This window comes from Agrococcus sp. SL85, assembly GCF_026625845.1.
Taxonomy (GTDB): domain Bacteria; phylum Actinomycetota; class Actinomycetes; order Actinomycetales; family Microbacteriaceae; genus Agrococcus.
Genome location: NZ_CP113066.1, coordinates 794,799 through 810,777, shown reverse-complemented (window position 1 = coordinate 810,777; position 15,979 = coordinate 794,799). Strand labels below are relative to the sequence as shown.

The following is a 15,979-nucleotide window of genomic DNA, read 5'->3' as shown; positions in this document are numbered from 1 at the left end:
GCGGCTCAGCGCGCCCGCCGGGGGTGCGGGCGCGGCAAACTGCCGGCGCCGGCGCGCAGCGCGTTGAGGATCGCCACGACGTCGATCGCCTCCTGCAGCAGCGCGCCGACGGCGGCCGGGATGGCGCCGGTCGCCGCGATGAGCATGAGCGCGACCGAGATGGCGATGCCGGCGACGACGCTCTGCCGCGCGACGGCGCTCGTGCGGCGGGCGATCGCGACGAGGTCGGCGACGCGCGAGAGGTCGTCGGGCACGATCGCGATGTCGGCCGTCTCGGAGGCGGCGGTCGAGCCGCGGGCGGCCATCGCGATCCCCACGTCGGCGCTCGCGAGCACGGGGGCGTCGTTGACGCCGTCGCCCACCATGACGACGGGGCGCTCGGGCAGCTCGGCGACGATCCGCACCTTCTCGGCGGGCAGGAGGCCCGCGTGCACGGCACCGATGCCGACCTCGCGGGCGATGACCGCGGCCGCGTCGCTGCCGTCGCCGGTGACGAGCACGATGCCGTCGACGCCCCACGCGCGCAGCGCCGCGAGCGTCGACGCCGACTCCGGCCTGGCCTCGTCGGCGAGCACCACGGCCCCGAGCGGTCGCCCGCCGACGCTCACGTGCACCCGCGTCTCGGCCGCCTGGCCGCTCCGGCCGGGGCCCGCGGCGGCGCCCGGGAGCGCGAACGACGCGCGGCCCGCGCGCACCCGCTCGCCGTCGAGCACGCCCTGCATGCCCATCGCGGTCGCCTCCTCGATGTCCTGCACGGCGGCCGGCGGCGCCCCGAGCCGCTCGGCCTCGGCCACGACCGCAGCGGCGAGCACGTGGTTCGACTCCCGCTCGAGCGCCGCCGCGACCGACAGCAGGCGCAGGCCTCCGACGCCGTCGGCGGGTTCGAGCCGCACGACCCGAGGGCGACCGCGCGTGAGCGTGCCCGTCTTGTCGAACGCGAAGGTGCGCGCGGCCGCGAGCCGCTCGATCGAGGCGGTGTCCTTGATGATGATGCCGCTGCGCGCGGCGCGCGTCATGCCCGCCACGTAGGCGACGGGCGCCGCGATGAGCAGCGGGCAGGGGGTGGCCACCACGAGCACCTCGGCGAACCGCACCGGGTCGCCGCTCATCGCCCACGCGGTGCCCGCGACGAGCAGCGCCACGACCGTGAAAGGCACCGCGGCGCGGTCGGCGAGCCGCACGAACCTCGGGCGCGAGGCGGTGGCGTCGCGCACGAGCGCCACGACCTGCTGGTACTGGCTCGCGCCGGCGGTGGCGGTGGCGAGCATCCGGAACGCCCGGCCGCCGTTGACGGAGCCGCTCAGCAGGGCGGCACCGCGGCGGTGCGGCACCGGCAGGCTCTCGCCCGTGAGCGACGACTCGTCGAGGTCGGCCTCGTCGTCGAGCAGCGTGCCGTCGACCGGCACGAGCGCGTACGCCGTGACGAGCAGCCGGTCTCCGGGCTCGACCTGCTCGACGGGCACGGGCTGCGCCGGGCCGTCGGCATCGAGCCGCTGCGCGAGCCTGCGGCGCGCCGGCGAGCAAGCCTGGGTGAGATGCCGGCGCGCGCGCCGCTGCGCGAAGCCCTCGAGCGCCTGCCCGCCCGCCACCATGAGGCCCACGAGGGCCGCGGCCCAGGTGTCGCCGACGGCGAGGGTGCTCGCGATCGCCAGCAGCGCCAGCACGTCGAGCCCCCAGCTGCCGGCGCGCAGGTCGCGCACGATCGCGACGAGCAGGGCGATGCCGGCCGCCGCGGCCGCCGCGGTCGCGGCCGCCGCGGCGCCGACCGGGCTGCCGGCGAGCAGCAGCACGACCGCGGCGCCGATCGCTGCGACGACGAGCACGAGCAGGCGCGCGCCCGGTACCGCCGGCCGCCGTCGCGCGCTCGCCGCCCGCTGCGGCGCGGGCGCGCCCGCGGCCGTCATCGCGCGCCGCCGCGGCCGCCGTGTCGGCGAGCGGTGGCAGCTGCGGCCGTCATCGCCGGTGGGACGCGCCGTAGACGGCGGCCTGGGTGCGCCGCTCCATGCCGAGCTTGGCGAGCAGCGTCGAGACGTAGTTCTTCACGGTCTTCTCGGCGAGCGAGAGCCGTGCCCCGATCTGCCGGTTGGTGAGGCCTTCCGCGATGAGCTCGAGCACCTGGCGCTCGCGCACCGTGAGGTCCGGCTGCGCCGCGTCGGCGTCGGTGCCGAGCACGGCGCCTCGCAGCCGGCCCACGAGCGCCCGGCGGGCGATCTCGGCGTGCTCGATGGCGATCCCCGCGGTGAGCGCGAGGGCCTCGGCCACGCGCTCGTCCTCCTCGCTGAACGTGCCGGAGCTCGCCTCGGTGAGGTAGAGGTCGCCGTACACGGCGCCGCCGATCCGGATGGGCACGCCCAGGAACGAGGCCATCGGCGGGTGGTGCGGCGGCACGCCCACCGACCTCGGGTCGTCGGCGATCGACGCCAGCCGGATCGCGGTGCCCCGCTCGATGACCGCGCCGAGCAGCCCGTGCCCGCGCGGCGGCTCGCCGATGCGGGCGACGAGCTCCGGCGCGATGCCCACGTGCACGAACCGCTGGATGCGGCCGTCCGGCCCGATGACGCCGAGCGCGCCGTAGCGGGCCCCCACCACGTCGACGGCGGCCTGCACGATCCGCTCGAGCACCTCGTCGATCGCGAGGGCGAGATCGACGCGCAGGATCCGCGCCGGGCCGTCGGCGGCTGCGCGCGCGGCGCCGCGGAGGGAGGTCTCCGCCTGCGCGGGGCCGGTGCCGGGGTCGCCCATGCTGCCTCCTGCCCTGAGGCCGAGGATACGACCGGGCGGTGGCGCGCGCGACCCCCGCCCGACGGCGCGGCCGGGCTGGTCTAGCCGCGCAGGGGCTCCAGCCGCCGCGTGGGCTCCGGCAGGCGGATGCCGGAGCGGCGCAGGCGGGCCGCCGTCTCGCTCGCGCTCACGACGTCGAGCGGCGGCCCCGCCTCCAGCGGCACCACCGAGTGGAGCACGGTCGAGGGGTAGACGTGCACGAGGTTGTAGGAGCGCGCGCCGTCCTGGGCGCGCTGGCCGCCCACCGGCACCGTGAGGTCCTGGGTGTAGCAGGTGGCCGAGGCGACCGAGACGGGGATGCCGGCGAACGTGCCGTGCGAGGAGTGGTGCAGGTGGCCGGCGAGGATCGAGCGCACGTCGGTGCCGACGAGCACGTCGGCGAGCGCGCGCTGGTCGCGCAGCTCGACGCTCACCGCGAGGTCGAGCACCGTCGGCACGGGTGGGTGGTGCATGGCGAGGATCGTGCCGTGCGGCGCGCGCGTCTCGAGCACGTGCCGGAGCCACTCCAGCTGCTGTGCGTCGAGCTCGCCGTGGTGGCGGCCGGGCACGCTCGTGTCGAGCACGACGACGCGGAGGCCGTCGAGGTCGATGACGCGGTCGACGGGCTCGGTCGTGGCCGGCTCGTCGAGCAGCCCGGCGCGGAACGCGCCGCGGTCGTCGTGGTTGCCCATCACCCAGATGACGCGGGCGCCGAGCTCGGCGGCCGCAGGGTCGACGATCGCGCGCAGCCGGCGGTAGGCGTCCGGCTCGCCGCGATCGGCGAGATCGCCGGTGAAGACGATGGCCTCGGGCTTCGCGCCGGACGCGGCCAGGCCCGCGAACAGGGTGCGCAGGTGCTCCTCGCTCGGGACGCGGTCGTACAGGCGACCCGCTCCGGCGAGCAGGTGGGTGTCCGAGACGTGGAGGAGGAAGTGGTCCGGCCTGGGGTGCTCAGCCTGGCGGGTCATCACGATGCGTCCGTCCCATCGATGCGTGCACGGCCTCGTGCAGTGCCACGAGCCTATCCGAGCAGGTCGGCGGGAGCACCGCGTGAACGCGGCGTGTACGTCCTGCGAACGCACTGCCGAGGGGCGTGCCGCGCACCGCGAGTAGCATGAGGCGTCCCCCGCGAGAGGAGGCCTGCCGAGTGACCGGTCCCGATCACGAGCCCGATGCCTCCGAGCACCCCGTCGCTGCCTCCGCGCACGCCCCGAGGGTGTCCACCGCGCCCGAGCTCGTGCTGGTGCCGGCGGGCGGCCGGTTCGCGCGGTTCCGTCGCGACGACCTCGTGCTGCAGCAGGGCCGCTACGCGCTCCGCAGCGGGCACGCGACCCCGCGCGAGTCGATGGTCGAGGACCTCCTCGCCATCGCCGCCGCGCTCGATGCCGCCGGCATCCCGCACCTGCTCGTGCGCGACGACGCGTCGCGCCCGATCCTGGCGGTGGACCGCGCCAGGCGGAAGCAGCTCGCCGCGGTGCTCGCCGAGGCCTTCGCCGAGGAGCCCTTCTACGCCGAGGCGATCGCGCCGAGGAAGGCGGCGAGGGGCGGCCCGGTGCTGCTCGCCGACGGCCGGCTCGCCGGCCACCGCACGGCGAGCGCCATGCGGCTGCACCGGCCGCGCGTCGAGCCCGCCGGTCGCCTCCGCTACGGCCGCGAGACGGCCGTGCAGCTCGAGCTGTGGCGCTTCGGCGAGGACACGCTCGTGGCGCCGCTGCCGAACGCGATCATGCGCGCGACCATGCCGCGGCACGAGGCCGTCGTCGAGACCGTCGAGCGCTTCGGGCGGGAGTGGCAGACGATCCAGCACATGTGGGAGCCGCTCGCGAGCGACGTCTCGTTCGACATCGACATCGTGTTCTCCTGGGTCGACGGCTCGAGCGACGAGTTCCAGCGCGAGCGCGCCAAGCGCATGCGCGCCTACGTCGTGGGCGAGGGCGACGACTCGGAGGCCAGGTTCCGCCAGATCGACGAGCTCCGGTACGCGCTGCGCTCGGTGCACATGCACGCGCCGTGGATCCGCCGCATCTTCATCGCCACCGACTCGCCCGCGCCCGCCTGGCTCGCCGAGCACCCGAAGGTGACGCTGGTGCCGGCCGAGGCGATGTTCGCCGATCCCTCGGTGCTGCCCACGCACAACTCGCACGCGGTCGAGGCGCAGCTGCACCGCATCGACGGGCTCGCCGAGCACTTCCTCTACGCGAACGACGACATGTTCTTCGGCCGTGCCGTGAGCCCCGACCTCTTCTTCTCGCCCGGCGGCATCACGAAGTTCGTGGAGGCCTCCACCCGCATCGGCCTCGGGGAGACGCACGAGCGGCGCTCCGGACACGACAACGCGGCGCGCACGAACCGGCGGCTGCTGCGAGAGCGCTTCGGGGCCGTGACGACGCGGCACCTCGAGCACTGCGCCGCGCCGTTGCGGCGCAGCGTGCTCCACGAGCTCGAGGCGACCTTCCCGGAGGACTTCCGCCGCACCGCAGCGAGCCGGTTCCGCTCGGCCTCCGACATCTCGGTGACGAACTCGCTGTACCACTACTTCGCCCTCATGACCGGGCGCGCGGTGCAGCAGAAGGCGGCGCGGGTGCTCTACGTCGAGACGACGCTGCGGGCTGCGCTGCCCGCGATGGAGCGGCTGCTGCGGAAGCGCGACCAGGACATGTTCTGCCTCAACGACGGCAGCGCTCCTGAGCTCGAGGTGGAGGAGCGCACGCGCGCCGTCCGCGACTTCCTCGAGGCCTACTTCTCGATCCCGGCGCCCTGGGAGCGTGACAGGGTCGTCGCCGCGCCGAGGCTCGAGCCGCCCGTCGGGCTCCCGCAGCTCGGCGGCGTGCGCGCTCGCTGACGATCGCCCCGCGGCCCTGGAGGGGTCGCGCCCGAGGCGCTCGCGAGCGTCAGCCGCGCGCGACGAGCGCGTCGACCTCCGCCGCCGTCGGGATGCTGGGGGAGGCCCCGCGGCGCGTGACGGCGAGCGCGCCCGACGCCGCCGCGCGACGGGCCGCGGCGTCGAGGGTCGCACCCGCCGCGAGGGCCGCGGCGAGCGCGCCCGCGAAGGCGTCGCCCGCGGCGGTCGTGTCGACGGCGTCGACCCGGAAGGGCGCGAGGCGACGGGCGCCGGAGGCGTCGACCACCAGCGCGCCCTCGCCCGCGAGGGTCACGACGGCGGCGCCCACGCCGCGAGCGAGGAACCAGCGCGCGGCCGCCTCGGCGCCCGCCGCGTCGTCGACGCGCACGCCCGTGAGCATCGCGGCCTCGGTCTCGTTGGGCGTCACGACGTCGACGTGCGCCCAGAGCCCGTCGTCGAGCGGCTGCGCGGGCGCGGGGTCGAGCACGACGACGAGGCCCGCCTCGCGGCCGCGGCGCACGGCGTGCGCGACGGTCGCGAGGGGCGACTCCAGCTGCACGAGCAGGGCCCCGGAGCGGCCGCCGTCGTCATCGAGCGCGGCGTCGACGTGCGCGGGCTCGAGGGCGGCGTTGGCGTTCTGCACCACGACGATGTCGTTCTCGCCCGCGGCGTCGACGCGGATGTGGGCGACGCCCGTGGCGCCCGCGAGGCGGTGGAGGTGCGACAGGTCGACGCCCGCGTCGCGGAGCCCCGACTCGACGACCCCCGCGAAGGGGTCGTCGCCGACGCAGGCGACGAGGCGCGTGGGCGCGCCGGCGCGGGCGGCGGCGACCGCCTGGTTCGCGCCCTTGCCGCCGAGCACCGACGTGAAGGCCTCGCCGAGCACGGTCTCGCCGGGGCCGGGCAGGCGGCGGGCGAAGGCGGTGAGGTCGACCGAGGTGGAGCCCACGACGAGCACGCCGTCGCCCCCGCGGATCCCGTGCGTGCCTGCTGCGCCCATCCGCGCCTCCTCGTCGTCGTCCCCACGCTAGCGGCGCGCGGAGGGGCCCGACGCGGTCGCGCCGGGCCCCTCCGCGTCTCGCGGTCGCGCGTCAGACTGCCGTGTAGCCGCCGTCGACCAGGTGGTAGCTGCCGGTGACGAAGCTCGCGTCGTCCGAGAGCAGGAACGCCGTGATCGCGGCGACCTCCTCGGGGCGCCCGAGGCGGCCGAGCGGGTGCTTCGCGGCGATCCCCTCCATCGCGGCGTCGTCGAGGTTCGCCTCGAGCAGCGGCGTGCGGATGTAGCCGGGGCCGACCGCGTTGATGCGCAGGCCCTGCGCGCCGTACTCGGCGGCCGCGTTCTTCGTGAGGCCCACGACCGCGTGCTTCGTCGCGGTGTAGGCGCTGCTCATCGGCGCGGCGACCGAGCCGTGGATGGAGGCCATGTTGACGATGGCCGACTCCTGCGGGTGCTCGAGCATCGCGGCGATCTGCGCCTGCATGCCGTGGAAGACGCCCGTGAGGTTGATGTCGACGACCTTCTGCCACGCGGCCGGGTCGACCTCGGCGGTGGGGGCGGGGGCGCCGCCGATGCCGGCGTTGTTCACCGCGAGGTGGAGGGCGCCGTAGGCCTCCACGGCCGCCTGCACCGCCGCCTTCGCGTCCTCGGCGGAGGCGACGTCCTGCCGGAACGCCGTGGCCGCGCCGCCCGCGGCCTCGATCTCGCCGACGACGCGCTGCGCGGCGTCGAGCGCGATGTCGGTCACGAGCACCTGCGCCCCCTCGCTCGCGAGCCGCTTCGCGATCGCCTCGCCGATCCCCGAGCCGCCGCCCGTCACCAGTGCCACCTTGCCGTCGAACCGTGCCATCGTGTCTCCTCCGTCCTGGCGCCGGCCTCGGCGCCTCCACGGGGATGCAACGCGTCCCCCGGTGCAGGGCTTCCGGGCGCGCCGCGCGCGATCAGCGCGGGCGCAGGCTCGTCAGCTGGGTGACGTGCTGGGGCCCGAGCTCCTCGAGCGAGGCGACGCCGAGCAGCCGCATGGTGCGCGCGACCTCCGACGACAGGATCGACAGCATGCGGTTGACGCCCGCGCGGCCGCCCGCCATGAGGCCGTAGAGGTAGGCGCGCCCCACCTGCGCGTAGCGCGCGCCGAGCGCGACGGAGGCCACGACGTCGGCGCCCGACATGATGCCCGTGTCGACGTGGATCTCGAGGTCCCTGCCCACCTCGCGGGCCACCTCCGGCAGCAGCTGGAAGGGCACGGGCGCGCGGTCGAGCTGCCGGCCGCCGTGGTTCGAGAGCTGGATCGCGTCGACGCCGAAGTCCGCCATGCGGCGCGCGTCCTCGACCGACTGCACGCCCTTCACGACGAACCTGCCCTTCCAGAGCGAGCGGATCTCGCGGAGGTCGTCCATGTCGATCGAGGGGTCGAACATCGCGTCGAGCAGCTCGCCGACCGTGCCGTCCCAGTTGCGGATCGCCGCGAACTCGAGCGGCGGCGTCGTGAGGAAGTTGATCCACCACTCCGGCCGCGGCAGCGCGTCGAGGACCGTGCCGGGCGTCAGCTGCGGCGGGAACGACATGCCGTTGCGCTTGTCGCGGTGGCGGGCCCCCGCCACCGGGGTGTCGACCGTCACGAGCAGGGTGTCGAAGCCCGCTGCCGCGGCGCGCTCGACGAGCTCGTACGAGCGGCTGCGCTCCCGCATCATGTACAGCTGGAACCACAGGCGGCCCTCGGGCGAGGCCTCCCGCACGTGCTCGGGGCTCGTCGTGCCGAGCGTCGAGAGCGCGAAGGGGATGCCGTAGGCGGCCGCCGCCTGCGCGCCCGCCCGCTCGCCGGCCGCGTGCATGAGGCGCGTGAAGCCCGTGGGCGCGATGCCGAACGGCAGCGCCGAGCGCTGCCCGAGCACGTCCCAGCCCGTGTCGACGTGCGTGACGTCGCGCAGCACGCTCGGGTGCAGCTCGATGTCGCGGTACGCGTCGTACGCGCGGCGCAGGCCCACCTCGCCCTCGGCGGCGCCGTCGGTGTAGTCGAAGGGGCCCTTGGGGGTGCGGCGCTTCGCGATCGCGCGCAGGTCCCACACGGTCTGCGCCTTCGCGAGGCGCTGCTCGGCGGGGTTCCGCAGCGGGTTCTCGAAGCGCATGAGGGTCGCGAGGGCGGCGAGGTCGGGCAGCTGGCGTCGCATGGGGGCCATCCTTCCGTGATCGGGGCGGTGCGCGCCGTGGGCGTCCACGGCAGCGCGGCTCACGCGCGCAGGCGCGGGGCGTAGGTCGTGAGGTCGGCGGTGCGGCGCACGAGCGCGCGCAGCGCCTCGAGGGAGTCGGGCGCGGCGCCGAGCGTGCGGGCCTGCACGAGCACGTTGCCGATCGCGGTCGCCTCGACGGGGCCCGCGATCACGGGCAGGCCCGTGCGGTCGGCGGTGAGCTGGCACAGCAGCGCGTTCCGCGCCCCGCCGCCCACGACGTGCACCCGCTCCACCCGCTGGCCGCTGATGCGGGCGGCGTCGCGCAGCGTCACCGCGTAGCCCTCCGCGAGCGACTCGAGGATCGAGCGCACCACCTCGGCGCGGCCCTGCGGCCCGCGCTGCCCGCGCTCGGCGAACCAGGCGGCGATGCGGGCGGGCATGTCGCCCGGCGGGTAGAAGGCGGCGTCGGTGGGGTCGAAGACCGGCACGCGCCAGTCGACCTCGGCGGCGGCCGCGAGCAGCTCCGGCAGGCGCAGGCGCTCGCCCGCGGCCTCCCACGTGCGCACGGCCTCGGTGAGGATCCACAGGCCCATGACGTTCTTGAGGAACCGGGTGCGGCCGTCAACGCCGCCCTCGTTCGTGAAGTCGGCGGCGAGCGCCTCGGGGGTGGCGATGGGCGCGGGCGTCTCGATGCCCACGAGCGACCACGTGCCGCTCGAGACGTAGGCGGCGCCCTCCTCCATCGGCACGGCGACGACGGCCGAGGCGGTGTCGTGCGAGCCGACGGCGAGCACCTCGGGCGCGCCCTCGATGCCGAAGTGGGCGCGCGCCTCGGCGGTCACGGGGCCGATGCGCGTGCCGGGCTCGACCACCTCGGCCATGAACGCCTCGTCGATGCCGAGCGCGGCGAGCAGCTCGGCGTCCCACGTGCCGTCGAGGCGCATGAGGCCCGTGGTGGACGCGTTCGTGGCCTCCGCCACGCGCCGCCCCGTCATCCAGTAGCCGAAGAGGTCGGGCAGCATGAGCATGCCGTCGGCGACCCCCAGGAGCCCCGTCTCGCGGTCGACCGCGAGCTGGTTGATGGTCGTGAAGGGCATGCGCTGCAGCCCGCAGCGGGCGTAGAGCTCGGGCTGCGGGATGATCGCGTCGACGAGCTCGAGCCCGTGCGCCGTGCGGTCGTCGCGGTAGGAGTAGGGGATGCCGAGCATGCGGCCGCGGCGCAGCAGCGCGTAGTCGACGGCCCACGAGTCGACGGCGACCGAGGCGATCGCTGCCTCCCGCGAGGCGCGCGCGAGCCCGTCCATCGCGCTGCCGTAGAGGCCGAGCACGCTCCAGTGCAGGCCGCCGCCGACGCGCACGGGCCGGTTCTCGAACCGCGCGACCTCGTCGAGCCGCAGCACGCCCGGCCCCACCTCGGCGCGCACGACGCGGCCGCTCGTGGCGCCCAGGTCGATCGCGGCGACGGTCGTCGTCATCCGCGCCCCCTGCCGCACGCCGCGCTCATCGCAGGAACGCCGCCGCGACGCCTGAGTCGACGGGCACGTGGAGGCCCGTGGTGTGCGAGAGGTCGGGCCCCGTGAGCACCGAGACGGCGTTCGCCACGTGCTCGGGCAGCACCTCGCGGCCGAGCAGCGTGCGGCCCGCGTAGTACTTGCCGAGCTCCTCCTCGGGCACGCCGTAGACCTTCGCGCGCGAGGCGCCCCAGCCGCCCGCGAAGATGCCGGAGCCGCGCACGACCCCGTCGGGGTTGATGCCGTTCACGCGCACGCCGTGGCTGCCGAGCTCGGCCGCGAGCAGCCGCACCTGGTGCGCCTGGTCGGCCTTCGTCGCCGAGTAGGCAATGTTGTTCGGGCCGGCGAAGACGGCGTTCTTCGACGAGATGTAGACGATGTCGCCGCCGAGGCCCTGGTCGATGAGCACGCGGGCCGCCGCGCGCGAGACGAGGAACGAGCCCTTCGCCATGACGTCGTGCTGGAGGTCCCAGTCGGCCTCGGTGGTCTCGAGCAGCGTCTTCGAGAGCGAGAGGCCCGCGTTGTTCACGACCAGGTCGAGGCCGCCGAAGGCGAGCACGGCCGCGTCCACGGCGGCCTGCACCTGGTCGGCCTGCGTCACGTCGCACTGCACGCCGATCGCGACGTCGGCGGTGCCGAGCTCGGCCGCGGCCTCCTGCGCCTTCTCGAGCGAGAGGTCGGCGATCACGACGCACGCTCCGTCGGCGGCGAGCCGTGCGGCGATCGCCCTGCCGATGCCGGAGGCGGCGCCGGTGACGAGCGCGACGCGGCCCGCGTGCGAGCGGGGCTTCGGCATCCGCGCGAGCTTGGCCTCCTCGAGCGCCCAGTACTCGATGCGGAACTTCTCGGCCTCCGGGATGGGCTCGTAGGTCGAGAGCGCCTCGGCGCCGCGCATCGCGTGGATCGCGTTGATCGCGAACTCGCCGGCGACGCGCGCCGTCTGGGCGTCCTTGCCGTACGAGAACATGCCGACGCCCGGCACGAGCACGATCGCGGGGTCCGCGCCGCGCATCGCGGGGGAGTCGGGGCCCGCGTGCCGCTCGTAGTACGCGGTGTAGTCGGCGCGGTAGGCCTCGTGCAGCTCGGCCAGCCGCGCGCGGACGTCCTCGAGGGGGGCGCCGCCGGGCAGGTCGAGCACGAGCGGCCGCACCTTCGTGCGCAGGAAGTGGTCGGGGCACGAGGAGCCGAGCGCCGCGAGCCGCGGGTGCTCGGAGCGGGCGAGGAAGTCGAGCACGTCGTCGTCGTCGCTGAAGCAGCCGACCATCGGCCGGTCGTGCGAGGCGATGCCGCGCAGCTGGCCGGCGATCGCGGCGGCGCGCGCCCGGCGGGCCGCGGGCTCCAGCGGCTCGAAGCCCGGCACGACGGCGCCCAGCGGCTCCGGCCTCCCGTGCTCGGCGATGTACGCCTCGGCCGTGCGGATGATCCAGAGCGAGCGCTCCTCGCACTCCTCGCTCGTGGCGCCCCAGGCCGTGATGCCGTGGCCGCCCAGGATGCAGCCGACCGCCTGCGGGTTCGCGCGCTGGATGTCGCGGATGTCGAGGCCCAGCTGGAAGCCGGGGCGGCGCCACGGCACCCAGACGACCCTGTCGCCGTAGATGCGCTCGGTGAGCGCCTCGCCGTCGGCGGCCGCGGCGATCGCGATGCCCGCGTCGGGGTGCAGGTGGTCGACGTGCGGCTGCTCGACGAGCGCGTGCATCGAGGTGTCGATCGAGGGGGCCGCGCCGCCGGTGCCGTGCAGGCAGTAGTCGAACGCGGCGACCATCTCGTCCTCGCGCTCCAGGCCGGGGTAGACGGCCTCGAGGCCGCGGACGCGGTCGAGCCGCAGCGCGGCGAGGCCCGCGGGCGTGAGGGTGCCGAGGTCGCCGCCGGAGCCCTTCACCCAGACGAGCTCGACGGGCTCGCCGCTCGCGGGGTCGACGTCGACGCCCTTGGCGGAGGTGTTGCCGCCGGCGTAGTTCGTGACGGTCGGGTCCGCGCCCAGGCGGTTGCTGCGGGCGACGAGCGCCTCCACTGCCTCGTGCACCATGCTCACGCCCCCCATCCGGCCTGGACGCCGCCCTGGCGCTCCTCGGCGATGCGCTCGAGGTAGCCCGAGGCGAGGAACGCCCGCATCGGGTCCTCCGGCAGCCCCTTCGACGCGCGGTGCTCGGCGAGCAGCGGGCGCACGTCGGTGGCGTAGGCGTCCATGAGCACCTCGTTCGCGAGCAGCACGTCGCCTGCGCGGCGCGCGTCGGCGAGCGCCGCGGTGTCGAGCGAGAGCGCCTTCGCGACGGCCTCCTGCACGTTGAGCACCGAGCGGATCTGGCCCGGCACCTTCGCCTCGATGTTGTGGCACTGGTCGAGCACGAGCTGCACGTCGGGGTCGCCGTAGCCGCCGCCCGCGATGAGCTCGACGACGATGCGGAAGAGCTGGAACGGGTCGGCCGCACCGACCATGAGGTCGTCGTCGGCGTAGAAGCGCGAGTTGAAGTCGAAGGCGCCGAGCTTCCCGAGCCGCAGCAGCTGGGCGACGATGAACTCGATGTTCGTGCCGGGCGCGTGGTGGCCGGTGTCGAGCACGACCTTCGCCTGCTCGCCGAGGGCGGCGCAGTGCACGTAGCTCGTCCCCCAGTCGGGGATGTCGGTGTGGTAGAACGCCGGCTCGAAGAACTTGTACTCGAGCACCATCCGGTGCTCGGGGTCGAGCGCCGCGTAGATCTCGGCGAGCGACTCGGCCAGCCGGTCCTGGCGCTCGCGGATCGAGTCCTGGCCGGGGTAGTTCGTGCCGTCGGCGAGCCAGACCTTCAGGTCGCGCGAGCCCGTCCGGCGCATCACGTCGATGCACCGCAGGTGGTGGTCGATCGCCTTCCGGCGCACGCGCGGCTCGACGTGCGTGAGCGAGCCGAGCTTGTAGTCGTCGTCCTGGAAGGTGTTCGAGTTGATGGTGCCGAGCGCCACGCCCAGGTCCTCCGCGTGGCGGCGGAGCGCGCCCCAGTCGTCGACGAGGTCCCACGGGATGTGGAGGGCGACGGTGGGCGCGAGGCCGGTGTGCGCGTGCACCTGCGCGGCGTCGGCGACCTTCTCGAAGGGGTCGCGCGGGGTGCCGGGCGTGCCGAAGACGCGGAAGCGCGTGCCGGAGTTGCCGTAGGCCCAGCTGGGCACCTCGATCCGGAGGCGGTCGAGCTCGGCGCTCGTGGGGGTGACGGCCATGGTCGCTCCTGTCGTCGGTGGGGGCGTCAGCCGCGCGCCGCGGCGGCGGCCGCGCGCTGCGCGTCGAGGTCGAAGGCGAGGGGGATGAGCTCGAAGGACTCGTCGGCGGGCCGCTCGAGCCCCGCGAAGAAGGGCCGCATCGCGGCCTGCCAGCGCGCGTTGACCTCGCGCGCGGCCATGCCGGCGAGCGAGGCGTCGAGGTCGGCGGTGCGGAGCGTGCCGATGCACGTGCCGTCGTCGGCGACGAAGATCCGGTAGTCGTGCCAGCCGGTCTCGGCCAGCGCCTCGAGCATCTCGGGCCAGACGGCGGCGTGGCGCTCGCGGTACTCGTCGACGAGCTCGGGGCGCACGCGGAGGCGGAAGCACACGGGATGCAGCGCCTGCCGACCGGTGGTCTCGCCCATCTGCCCGCGTCCTCCTCGACGTCGTCGCGGCCTCCGCCATCGGATGCTCGCGCGGCCCAGCATGCCGCCTCCGACTTTCGAACGCAAGTGATTAGGTTACGAATTGGTATCGGAGTGTTGCGATCGGAGTTTCGTATGCGTACTGTCGCCGTCAACAGGGACGAAGGAGTCACCGTGGTCGATCGGGATGCGCACATCCTCGACGCGCTCGGCGCGAGAGGATCCGTGGCGGTCGCCGACCTCGCCCGCGACCTCGGCGTCTCCGAGGTCACGATCCGCAAGGACCTCGACGCGCTCGAGCGCGCGCAGCTGCTCCGCCGCACCCGCGGCGGCGCGCTGCCCCCGAGCGCCGCGACGAGGGCGCGTTCGTCGACCGCATGCGCACCGCGGCCGAGGCGAAGCGCGCCATCGCGCGCCGCGCCGCCGAGCTCGTCGAGGACGGCGACGTCATCGCGCTCGACACCTCCTCGACCTCGCACCACCTCGCGCTCGAGCTCGTCTCGCGCCAGGGCCTCGTGGTCATCACGCAGTCGCTGCCGACCGCCACGATGCTCGCCGAGCGCTCGACCGCCCGGATCGTCATGCCCGGCGGCACCCTCCGCCGCGAGTCGAGCGGCCTCGTGGGCTCGATCGGCGACGCCCTCGCCGGCCGCGGCCGCATCCGCACCGCCTTCGTCGGCGTCGTCGGGCTCTCGCCCGAGCGCGGCCTGCTCGAGCTCGCCTCCGACGAGGCGCTCGCCAAGCAGGCGCTCGTCGCGATGAGCGACCGCGTCCACGCCCTCTTCGACTCGAGCAAGACCACCGGCTTCGCGCTCCACACCTTCGCGACGCCCGAGCAGGTCACGAGCCTCATCACCGACGAGGCCGCCGACGACGACTTCGTCGCGCAGTGGGAGGGCGTCGGCGTCGCCGTCGACCGCGTCCCGCTCGGCGACGACCAGACGACCGGCACGGCGCCGGTCCCGGCGCGGGGCGCGTCTGCCTCCCGACGCCACACCCAGAAGGAGCATCGATGAAGATCTCACGCAGGATCGCGGGTGCACTGGCGCTCTCGGCGGCCGCAGCCGTCGTGCTGGCCGGCTGCACCTCGCGCAACGACACGGGCAGCTCGGCGGAGCCGGGTGCCACCGAGGGCGGCGGCACCGCCGAGGGCCTCACCATCGCCTTCGTGCCCAAGCTGCAGGGCATCCCCTACTTCGAGGCCATGAACACCGGCGGCCAGCAGGCGGCCGAGGAGCTCGGCTTCGAGTGGCTGTACCAGGGCCCCACGACCGCCGACGCGGCCGCGCAGGCCGACATCGTGCGCTCGTTCATCCAGCAGGGCGTCGACGTGCTCTTCGTCGCCCCGAACGACCCGAACTCGATGGCGCCGCTGCTCGAGGAGGCGCAGGCGGCCGGCATCCACGTGGCCACGACCGACACCGACGCGCCCGACTCCGTGCGCGAGGTCTTCGTCAACCAGGCCTCCACGCAGGGCATCGGCGAGGCGCTCACCGACTCGCTGCTCGAGGCCATGGGCGGCTCGGGCAAGTACGCGATCGTCTCCTGCGGCGAGACCGCGGCGAACCTCAACGCGTGGATCGAGGTGCAGGAGGCGTACACGGCCTCGGAGTACCCCGACGCCGAGATCGTCGACGTCGTCTACGCCGGCGAGGACCAGGCCATGGCCACGCAGATGGCGACCGACCTCATGAACTCGAACCCCGACCTCACGGGGCTCGTGGGCGAGTGCACGTCGTCGGCGCCGGGCGTCGCGCAGGCCGTCGAGGACGCGGGCCGCATCGGCGAGGTGTTCACGGTGGGCCTCGGCACGCCGGCCTCGATGCTGCCGTACCTCGAGTCGGGCTCGTCGAGCGGCTCCATCCTGTGGGACGTCGAGGCGCTCGGCTACCTCACCGGCTGGGCCGGCGTGCAGCTGGCGAACGACGGCGACCTCGGCGACACGAGCTCGATCGGGCTCGACACCGCCGCGGGCGCGACGTACGACGAGGCGACGGGCGAGCTGCTGCTCGGCCCGCCCACGGTCTTCACGGCCGACAACGCGGGCGACTACGACTACTGATCGCCCCACCGGTCGCGCGGGGGCCTCGGCCATCGGGGCTCCCGCG

At 75.0% G+C, this 15,979-nt stretch carries 13 protein-coding genes and 1 pseudogene; 4 read left to right on the top strand and 10 right to left on the bottom strand.

The features are described 5' to 3' along the window. Positions 1-5: 5 nt before the first annotated feature. The 3 genes from OVA14_RS03890 to OVA14_RS03875 all read right to left on the bottom strand — a co-directional run bounded on the left by OVA14_RS03890 (position 6) and on the right by OVA14_RS03875 (position 3,728). Positions 6-1,823: a heavy metal translocating P-type ATPase gene (locus OVA14_RS03890; protein WP_267504979.1), complete on the bottom strand. Its 1,818-nt coding sequence runs from the start codon at positions 1,821-1,823 to the stop codon at positions 6-8. A 130-nt stretch (positions 1,824-1,953) separates the two neighbouring features. Next, positions 1,954-2,742 carry a GAF domain-containing protein gene (locus OVA14_RS03880; RefSeq protein WP_324288039.1) on the bottom strand — a complete coding sequence of 263 codons (789 nt, stop codon included), beginning with the start codon at positions 2,740-2,742 and terminating at the stop codon, positions 1,954-1,956. A gap of 80 nt (positions 2,743-2,822) precedes the next feature. Continuing rightward, complete coding sequence (locus OVA14_RS03875) at positions 2,823-3,728, bottom strand: phosphodiesterase (RefSeq protein ID WP_420710610.1); 906 nt, start codon at positions 3,726-3,728, stop codon at positions 2,823-2,825. A 248-nt stretch (positions 3,729-3,976) separates the two neighbouring features. On the opposite strand from OVA14_RS03875, the gene OVA14_RS03870 reads away from it, so the two are divergent. Next, entirely contained in the window at positions 3,977-5,602 is a 1,626-nt protein-coding gene (locus OVA14_RS03870; RefSeq protein ID WP_267504978.1) for a stealth family protein, read from the top strand. A gap of 49 nt (positions 5,603-5,651) precedes the next feature. Here OVA14_RS03870 and OVA14_RS03865 read toward each other — a convergent pair whose 3' ends face one another. The 7 genes from OVA14_RS03865 to OVA14_RS03835 all read right to left on the bottom strand — a co-directional run bounded on the left by OVA14_RS03865 (position 5,652) and on the right by OVA14_RS03835 (position 13,871). Continuing rightward, the gene (locus OVA14_RS03865; protein ID WP_267504977.1) at positions 5,652-6,602 is read right to left on the bottom strand and encodes a ribokinase; all 951 of its coding nucleotides are present in this window, start codon (positions 6,600-6,602) and stop codon (positions 5,652-5,654) included. 91 nt (positions 6,603-6,693) lie between these two features. Continuing rightward, positions 6,694-7,449: an SDR family NAD(P)-dependent oxidoreductase gene (locus OVA14_RS03860; RefSeq protein WP_267504976.1), complete on the bottom strand. Its 756-nt coding sequence runs from the start codon at positions 7,447-7,449 to the stop codon at positions 6,694-6,696. Between the two features lie 91 nt (positions 7,450-7,540). Further along, positions 7,541-8,776: an alpha-hydroxy acid oxidase gene (locus tag OVA14_RS03855; RefSeq protein ID WP_324288037.1), complete on the bottom strand. Its 1,236-nt coding sequence runs from the start codon at positions 8,774-8,776 to the stop codon at positions 7,541-7,543. A 50-nt stretch (positions 8,777-8,826) separates the two neighbouring features. Continuing rightward, a complete protein-coding gene (locus OVA14_RS03850; protein ID WP_267504974.1) occupies positions 8,827-10,242 on the bottom strand; it encodes a rhamnulokinase in 1,416 nt (471 codons plus the stop codon). A 25-nt stretch (positions 10,243-10,267) separates the two neighbouring features. Then, positions 10,268-12,319 (bottom strand): bifunctional aldolase/short-chain dehydrogenase, encoded by a 2,052-nt coding sequence (locus OVA14_RS03845; protein ID WP_267504973.1) that lies wholly within the window; start codon positions 12,317-12,319, stop codon positions 10,268-10,270. After that, a complete protein-coding gene (rhaI, locus tag OVA14_RS03840) occupies positions 12,307-13,467 on the bottom strand; it encodes an L-rhamnose isomerase (RefSeq protein ID WP_267504972.1) in 1,161 nt (386 codons plus the stop codon). The genes OVA14_RS03845 and rhaI overlap by 13 nt, the downstream gene beginning before the upstream one ends. 26 nt (positions 13,468-13,493) lie before the next feature. Next, complete coding sequence (locus OVA14_RS03835) at positions 13,494-13,871, bottom strand: L-rhamnose mutarotase (protein ID WP_267504971.1); 378 nt, start codon at positions 13,869-13,871, stop codon at positions 13,494-13,496. On the opposite strand from OVA14_RS03835, the pseudogene OVA14_RS13450 reads away from it, so the two are divergent. The 3 genes and pseudogenes from OVA14_RS13450 to OVA14_RS03820 form a co-directional block, all read left to right on the top strand. After that, a pseudogene (locus tag OVA14_RS13450) lies at positions 13,839-14,198 on the top strand (DeoR family transcriptional regulator); the annotation flags it as partial. The gene OVA14_RS03835 and the pseudogene OVA14_RS13450 sit on opposite strands and share 33 nt — an antisense overlap. Positions 14,199-14,248: 50 nt before the next feature. After that, on the top strand, positions 14,249-14,887 hold the full coding sequence (locus OVA14_RS03825; RefSeq protein WP_267504970.1) for a DeoR/GlpR family DNA-binding transcription regulator: 639 nt from the start codon (positions 14,249-14,251) through the stop codon (positions 14,885-14,887). Continuing rightward, positions 14,884-15,933, top strand: coding sequence for an autoinducer 2 ABC transporter substrate-binding protein (locus OVA14_RS03820; protein WP_267504969.1), 1,050 nt, complete (start codon positions 14,884-14,886; stop codon positions 15,931-15,933). The genes OVA14_RS03825 and OVA14_RS03820 overlap by 4 nt, the downstream gene beginning before the upstream one ends. Positions 15,934-15,979 lie beyond the last annotated feature (46 nt).

Coding starts and splice junctions, on each gene's coding strand:
- OVA14_RS03845 (WP_267504973.1), bottom strand. CDS start 12,319: ATGGGGGGCGTGAGCATGGTGCACGAGGCAGTGGAGGCGCTCGTCGCC.
- OVA14_RS03825 (WP_267504970.1), top strand. CDS start 14,249: ATGCGCACCGCGGCCGAGGCGAAGCGCGCCATCGCGCGCCGCGCCGCC.
- rhaI (WP_267504972.1), bottom strand. CDS start 13,467: ATGGCCGTCACCCCCACGAGCGCCGAGCTCGACCGCCTCCGGATCGAG.
- OVA14_RS03875 (WP_420710610.1), bottom strand. CDS start 3,728: ATGACCCGCCAGGCTGAGCACCCCAGGCCGGACCACTTCCTCCTCCAC.
- OVA14_RS03855 (WP_324288037.1), bottom strand. CDS start 8,776: ATGGCCCCCATGCGACGCCAGCTGCCCGACCTCGCCGCCCTCGCGACC.
- OVA14_RS03820 (WP_267504969.1), top strand. CDS start 14,884: ATGAAGATCTCACGCAGGATCGCGGGTGCACTGGCGCTCTCGGCGGCC.
- OVA14_RS03880 (WP_324288039.1), bottom strand. CDS start 2,742: ATGGGCGACCCCGGCACCGGCCCCGCGCAGGCGGAGACCTCCCTCCGC.
- OVA14_RS03850 (WP_267504974.1), bottom strand. CDS start 10,242: ATGACGACGACCGTCGCCGCGATCGACCTGGGCGCCACGAGCGGCCGC.
- OVA14_RS03865 (WP_267504977.1), bottom strand. CDS start 6,602: ATGGGCGCAGCAGGCACGCACGGGATCCGCGGGGGCGACGGCGTGCTC.
- OVA14_RS03860 (WP_267504976.1), bottom strand. CDS start 7,449: ATGGCACGGTTCGACGGCAAGGTGGCACTGGTGACGGGCGGCGGCTCG.
- OVA14_RS03835 (WP_267504971.1), bottom strand. CDS start 13,871: ATGGGCGAGACCACCGGTCGGCAGGCGCTGCATCCCGTGTGCTTCCGC.